4 protein-coding genes are annotated in these 5,025 nt (G+C 72.3%); all 4 read right to left on the bottom strand.

Annotation, left to right across the window (positions count from 1 at the left end):
* Positions 1 to 47 precede the first annotated feature (47 nt).
* Positions 48 to 857 carry a class I SAM-dependent DNA methyltransferase gene (locus tag STRAU_RS36465; RefSeq protein WP_052029430.1) on the bottom strand — a complete coding sequence of 270 codons (810 nt, stop codon included), beginning with the start codon at positions 855 to 857 and terminating at the stop codon, positions 48 to 50.
* A gap of 66 nt (positions 858 to 923) precedes the next feature.
* Positions 924 to 2,270, bottom strand: coding sequence for an aminotransferase class III-fold pyridoxal phosphate-dependent enzyme (locus STRAU_RS36470; RefSeq protein WP_016645408.1), 1,347 nt, complete (start codon positions 2,268 to 2,270; stop codon positions 924 to 926).
* Positions 2,271 to 2,380: 110 nt separating this feature from the next.
* Positions 2,381 to 3,364, bottom strand: a complete 984-nt coding sequence (locus tag STRAU_RS36475) for an amidohydrolase family protein (RefSeq protein ID WP_016645409.1) — start codon at positions 3,362 to 3,364, stop codon at positions 2,381 to 2,383.
* Positions 3,348 to 5,025, bottom strand: a 1,678-nt coding sequence (locus STRAU_RS36480; protein WP_310592302.1) for an AMP-binding protein, incomplete at its 5' end; no start/stop codon positions are given. The genes STRAU_RS36475 and STRAU_RS36480, both read right to left, overlap by 17 nt.

Genomic DNA, 5,025 nt, shown 5'->3' on the forward strand with positions numbered 1-5,025 from the left:
CGCGGGCCCGCAGTCTCATGGACGGGGATCGGTTGGACGGGGGTCGGTCACTGCTTGCGGTAGACGGACACCGCGTCCCTGCTGTCGTAGTGGAACGGCTCCTTGCGCCAGCCGCCCCAGCGGTCCTCCAGTTCCAGACCGCCCAGACGGGCCATCAGGTCCTGCTCGGAGGGCCACACGAAGCGCATGGTCGCCGCGATGATGCGGTTGCCCTTCTCGCTCATGATGACGTCCGTGCGCTTGACCATCTGCGTCGTCGGGTCGACGTGGTTCATCTCGAACCAGGCGAGCCGCGGGTGCCCGGCCAGGCGGCCGGAGATGCGGAACGGCTCAGTCATGCCGTAGTCGTTCTGCCGACCGCGCTGGTAGTACGTCATGTCCGGCACGATGTTCTGGACGACGACCCGCCCGCCGGGCTTGAGCCGCTTGGCGCTGTTGGCGAGGCAGCGCGCCTGCTCGTCCTGGTCGGGCAGGACGAACAGCGTGGCGAGGGCGATGAAGACGACGTCGTACTCCTCCTCGACGTCGACGTCGGCGAAGTTGCCCTCGAAGGCCACGATCTGGTCCCCGCCGGGCTTCTCCTTGAGCTTCTGCAGCATCTTCGGCGAGGCGTCGATGCCGCTCACCCGCACCCCGCGCTGCGCCAGCGGGAGCGCCACGCGGCCCGTCCCGATGCCGAGTTCCAGGGCCGTGCCGCCCTTGGCGAGAGCCGCGAGGAAGTCCGCGGCCTCCTCCGCGTCGTCCCGGCTGTCGTCGGGCGTCCAGCTGTCCCAGATGTCGGCGTAGCGGTCCCACTCCTCCGCCGCCTCTTCCTGCCACTGCTTGCTGGTCTTGCGACCGGTGTGCTGACTGGCCATCTCGTCACTCACCTTCCATCACGTGGAGAAGCCCCGTTTTCCTCTGTCGTCCCTCGGCCCCGGGCGTCATCCCATGGCCTTGGCGAAGCCGGACTCGGGCAGCCGGCCCGACTTCACATCGGTGAGCGCGCCGTCGAGCGCGCCGGCTATCTCCGCCACGTCGTCCTCCGTGATGACGAGCGGCGGCATGAGCATCAGATTGGGCACGACGCGCAGGCTGGAGCTGAGCACGCCCCGGCTCTCCAGGGCCATGCGCAGCTTGTTCACCTTGCCCGGGGACCACGAAGGACCGCCGGGCTCGCCGAGCTCCAGGCCGCAGAACAGGCCCAGGCAGCGGAAGCCCGTCAACTCGGGGTGCTGGGCCTGGAGCTTGGCCAGGGCGGCCAGGAGGTCCGCCTCACGGCGGCGTACGTTCTCGAGGACGCCGTCCTCGGTGAGGGCCCCGATCACCGCGAGGGCGGCCGCCGCGGCCACCGCGTGACCGTCGTTGGTCGAGCCGACGCTGAGCGCGGTGTCGCCCGTGGTCCGCTCCGCCAGCTGGTCGTAGAGGCGGTCGTGGATGGCGACGGCCGACATCGGCACGTACCCCGAGGTGATGCCCTTGCCCAGGGTGATGATGTCGGGGGTGACGTCGGGCAGTTGGCCGACGCGGGTGAAGTCGCCGACGCGGCCCATGCCGGTGACGACCTCGTCGAAGACCAGGTGGATGTCGTGCTCCCGGCAGAACCGGGCGAGGGAGCCCACGTACTCGGGGGACAGGATGTGCCCGCCCTCGCCCACCACGGGCTCCACGATCACCGCGGTCACCCGCTCCGGGCCGAATTCGGTGATGAGCCGCTCCATGTCGCTGACGCCCGGCGTCGCGCCCACGGAGAACGGCCCGGGGGCGTGGTGCACCTCGGGGAGCATGGGGCCGGTCTGGTGGTGCAGGTACGGGACACCGGTCACCATGCCGGCGCCGGGGCCCTGCCCGTGGAAGCCGTCCCACATCGCGAACACGGCCATGCGCTCGGGCTGTCCGGCGCGCAGCCTGAGGAAGCGGGAGAGCTGCAGGGCCATCTCCACCGCCTGGGCGCCGTTGCTGGCGAACCGGACGTGGTTGATGCCCTCGGGCAGGTGGCCGACGAGGGCCTCGGCGCAGTCCACGGTGACCTGGGCGGGGCGTCCGTAGCCGTAGCTGTTCGCGAACGGCAGCTTGTCCACCTGCTGCTTGATGGCTTCCTTGACGCGCGTGTTGCCGTAGCCCAGCGTCACGTTCCACAGTCCGGAGCGGCCGTCCAGGTACCAGCGTCCGCCGGAGTCACGGACGCGCACGCCGTCGGACTCGGCGAGCAGGTCGTCGCGGGACAGTGCGTTCAGGTACGGGCGCGGCACGCCACTGTTCCACAGGGCGTAGTCAGCGGGGTCGATCACGATGGGTCCCTTTCTGTTCGCGGCTGGGTGCGCTCGCCGGCGGGGGTAGGGGGTTCGGGATGGGGTGGAGTGGAGTGCGGGCGTCGCGGGTGCGGGTCGGCACGCGGGCGTCAGCCGGGTCCGAGCCCGAGAAGCCGGGCCGCGTTGCCGTACAGCCAGCCGTCCGTGACCTCGTCGCCGAGGCCGAGGGCGGCCACCTGTCCGGCAAGCACGGCGACGGGGTCGGCGTTGACCCAGGTCGCCGAGCCGAACAGGATCCGGTCGCGCAGCACGGTGCTGCCGTACAGGAGCAGTGGCTCCCAGCCCGATCCGGGGCGGGACATCCACTGCGGCCGGTGGGAGGAGATGTCGAGGTGGACGTGGCGGTGGCGTTGGGCGACGGAGACCAGCTCGAGCACCCAGGGCCAGGCGGCGTGCCCCGCGACGATCGGCAGGCCGGGGTGGCGCAGGGCGATCCAGTCGACGTTGCGGGGGTGGCACAACTCGGCGGCGTGCCGCGAGAAATGGTGCCCGGTGTGCAGCCACAGCGGCATGCCGAGCTCCTGCGCCCTGGCGAAGACCGGGTCGTGGGCCGCGTCGCGCGGGTCGACTCCCTGCCAGAAGGGGGTCACCGCGAAGCCCCGCATGCCGAGGGTGTGGCAGCGTTCCAGTTCCGCGACGGCCCGCCCGGGGTCGGTGAGGTCGATGCCCGCCCATGCCTGGAGCCGGTCGGGCGCCTTGGCGGCGACGGCGGCGACCCGGCTGTTGACGTCGTCCCCGTCGGCTGTGACACCGCCGCAGCTCATCAGGACCTGGTGGACGACGCCGTTGTCGTCCATGGTCCGCAGCAGCGCCTCGGTGTCCACGCGTTCCGGTTGTCCCGCGACGAGCAGGTCGACGGCGCCGTCCTGGTCCCCCGCGCCCAGGCGGGCACGGAAGCGGGCGTAGTCGGCGCCGAAGACCGCCGTGGCGTGGCGGCCGAAGGCGCGCAGATACGTCGGCGCCACGGCGCCGAGCCCGCGGAAGTACGTGCGCCAGCACTCCCGGTCCAGGGCCAGCGCGCACACGTCGATCACGCGGTGCCCGGCGGCGGCCGGTTCAGCGGATGCGGTCACGGGTGACCTCGATCCCTGCGGCCACCCGGTCCCAGGTGTCGGGAGTGACACCCTGGGCGCGCAGCGTCTCCTTGCGGACCTTGCCCGTCTGTGTGACGGGGAGCTCGGACAGCACGCGCAGATAGCGCGGCACCATGAAGTGGGCCATGCGCGGCCGCAGATGCGCGATGAACCGCTCCGGGTCGAACCGGACCCCGGGCCGCAGCACGAGGGCGGCGAGTATCTCGTCCTCGGCCAGATCGCTGGGCACCGCCACGGCCGCGGCCAGAGCCACCGCGGGATGGCTGAGCAGTTCGCCCTCCACCTCGGCCGAGGAGACGTTCTCGCCCCGGCGCCGGATGGCGTCCTTGATGCGGTCCACGAAGAAGTAGTCGCCCCCCGCCTCCCGCACCACGGCGTCCCCGGTGTGGAACCAGCCGTGCCGCCACGCCGCCGCGGTGGCCTCCGGCATGCCGTGGTAGCCGTGGAACAGCGACCACGGCCGATCGGCGCGCAGCACCAGCTCGCCGGCCTCGCCGTCCGGTACGTCGATGCCGTGCTCGTCCACCACCCGGCACTGCACCCCGGGGCGCGGACGCCCGCAGCTGCCGACGCGCTGCGGATTGAGCGCCGACACCAGGGGCGCCGACGTCTCGGACATGTTGAACCCGGTGTAGACGTCCACGCCGAAGCGGCGGCCGAAGTCGAGGGCCTGGCGCGTCAGCGGAATCACGCAGGCGGCCCGCAGGGGGTGGTCCGCCTCTCCCGGGTGGGGCGGCAGGCCGAGCAGGAAATCGACCATGGCGCCGAGCAGGGTGCACATGGTCACTCCGTGTCGGCGGACCACGTCCCAGAACTCGCTCGTCCCGAAGCCCTCGGTGACGACGACCGAACCCCCGTACAGGAGCATGCAGTAGGCCACTTCGGTGCCGCCGCCGTGGCACAGCGGCAGGTTGAGCAGATACCGGTCGTGCTCGGTGATGTCGTCGTCGAGCAGCGCCGTCACGGTCGAGTAGTGGTGGACGTAGGAGACGAGGACGCCCTTGGACGGGCCGGTGGTGCCCGAGGTGTAGATCACCGCCATGGTGTCCCAGGGCGCGACCGGCCGCTCGGGCGGCGCGAAGTCCTCCGGCCGGCCCCGCAGCGCCGCGGGACCGTGGACGCGCGGGGCGCCGGGCAGGGCGTCGGGCCACGGGTCGTCCGGTCCGCCGCCGAGGACGACGACGTCCTGGAGCCGGGCGCCCGAGGTGTGCTGGAGCCGTTCGACGAGCAGCGCGTGCGCCACCAGGACGCGGGCGCCGGAGTTGTCGAGCACATGCCCGAGCAGGCCCCCGCGGTAGGCGGTGTTGACGGGGACGTGGACGGCGCCCAGCAGATTGACGCCGTACCAGACGCGCAGCGCGTCAAGGCCGTTGGGCAGCCAGCACAGCACGGTGTCGCCCTGCCGCACGCCCAACTGGTACAGGGCCGCGGCGGTGGCACGCGCGTCTTCGTACGCCTGCCCGTACGTCCAGTCGGTGCCGTCCTCGAAGACGGCGTACACGCGGTCGGGGTGGGCCAGGGCGCGGGCGGCGAGCAGCGCGCCCGTCACGCAGTGCGCGGCGTCCGGCACCCGGGGGTCCCCGGGCGGGAGGATCTCGGCGGGCCCGACGGGGTCGCCGGCCGCGTCGTCGGCGGGCCCC

It is taken from the genome of Streptomyces aurantiacus JA 4570 (assembly GCF_000414115.1).
Lineage (GTDB): Bacteria > Actinomycetota > Actinomycetes > Streptomycetales > Streptomycetaceae > Streptomyces > Streptomyces aurantiacus_A.